This window comes from Brachybacterium sp. p3-SID957 (assembly GCF_025144775.1).
GTDB classification, from domain to species: Bacteria; Actinomycetota; Actinomycetes; order Actinomycetales; family Dermabacteraceae; genus Brachybacterium; species Brachybacterium epidermidis.
The window spans coordinates 1-1,446 of sequence record NZ_JALXKT010000118.1 but is presented as its reverse complement, the minus strand read 5'-3'; the positions used below and the strand labels follow the sequence as shown (position 1 = coordinate 1,446).

Sequence of the window (1,446 nt, the reverse complement as noted above, 5' to 3'; positions counted from 1 at the left end):
CGGCTCTTCGCGGTTGGTGGTGAAGGAGAGCGTCGCGTCGCTGGCGTAGAACGGCCCGTGGTCCTGCTGTGATGGGTGTTGTCAAGACATCCACACCTCAGAGGACCACGAGCCTGTGCACGAGAATACTGGTTCGCAGCGTGATGCTGCGAGCACGATCTTCAACTTGCCCGATTACCGCGTCACAGACGCGATCGACCTGCCCGACGGAGGCCGTCGAGTGGTGATCGAATCCATCGAGCCGCCGGGCTGTCCGTCCTGCGGGGTGCTCGCGACCAAGGTCCACTCCCGCCGGTCCCAGAAGGTGCGCGACGTCCCCGTGGCCGGGGCGGTGGAGGTGGTGTGGGCCAAGCGGCGCTGGTTCTGCCTCGAGCCGGCCTGCGCCCGGCGCACGTTCTGGGAAGCCACCGATCAGGTCCCTTACCGTGCGCGTTCGACGACCCGGCTGCGGGATCAGGTCGTCTCCGCGGTGCTCACCTCGGGCCGGGCTGCCTCCGAGGTCGCCCGGGCCCATGACGTCTCGTGGTGGCTGGTCCAGTCCGCGCTGGCGGCGGCCGCAGTGGTCCTCCCCGCCGCCGAGGACGTGCGAGTGACGCGCCTGGGCATCGATGAGCACCGCTACCGGTCGGTGCGCTGGTTCCGCACCGATGAAGGTGCCTGGAGACGGTTCGAGCCATGGATGACGACCCTGGTCGACCTGACCACCGGACAGGTCCTCGGCGTCGTCGACGGCCGGGACTCCACCGCCGTCGGTGACTGGCTTGCCCAGCGCTCCGAGCTCTGGCGGGAGCGGATCGAGATCGTCGCGATCGATCCCTCGGCCGCGTTCCGCAAAGCACTGCGGACCTACCTGCCCCGCGCTGCGGTCTCGGTCGACAAGTTCCACCTCGTCAAGCTCGGGAACGACATGGTCGCCGCCGTGCGGCAACGCCTGGCCCGCACCCATCACGGTCGTCGCGGCCGCAAGGATGACCCGGCCTGGGCGCACCGGATGCTCCTGCTGCGCGGCGCTGACACCCTCACTCCACGGGCGTGGGAGCGGTTGGAGAGGGTGTTCCGCACCGATGACCCCACCGACGAGCTCTCCGCCGCCTGGGGCATCAAGGAGCAGCTCCGTCGCCTATTGGCGACCGACACCCTGGCTCAGGCCTGGGAGGAACGGATGCGGATGGGCTACTTCGTCCAGATCGCGAATATGCCCGAGGCGACCAAGCTCTACGACACCGTCGTGACCTGGTGGGACGCGATCGAGGTCCTCATCGTCACCGGCGCGACCACCGCTCGAGTCGAGGCCGCGAATACCGGCATCAAGAACATCAAACGCACTGGCCGTGGCTTCCGCAACGCCGAGAACTACCGGATGCGTATCCTGCTGACCAGCGCCGCGAGAACCGTAGCGTGAATACCCGCCACAGCAGGGTCATTCACCACGAACCGCGAAGAGCC

1 protein-coding gene is annotated in these 1,446 nt (G+C 67.9%); it reads left to right on the top strand.

Annotation, left to right across the window (positions count from 1 at the left end; translation table 11 throughout):
- The first annotated feature begins 166 nt into the window (after positions 1-166).
- Positions 167-1,402, top strand: coding sequence for an ISL3 family transposase (locus tag M3B01_RS14525; protein WP_259793257.1), 1,236 nt, complete (start codon positions 167-169; stop codon positions 1,400-1,402).
- Positions 1,403-1,446 lie beyond the last annotated feature (44 nt).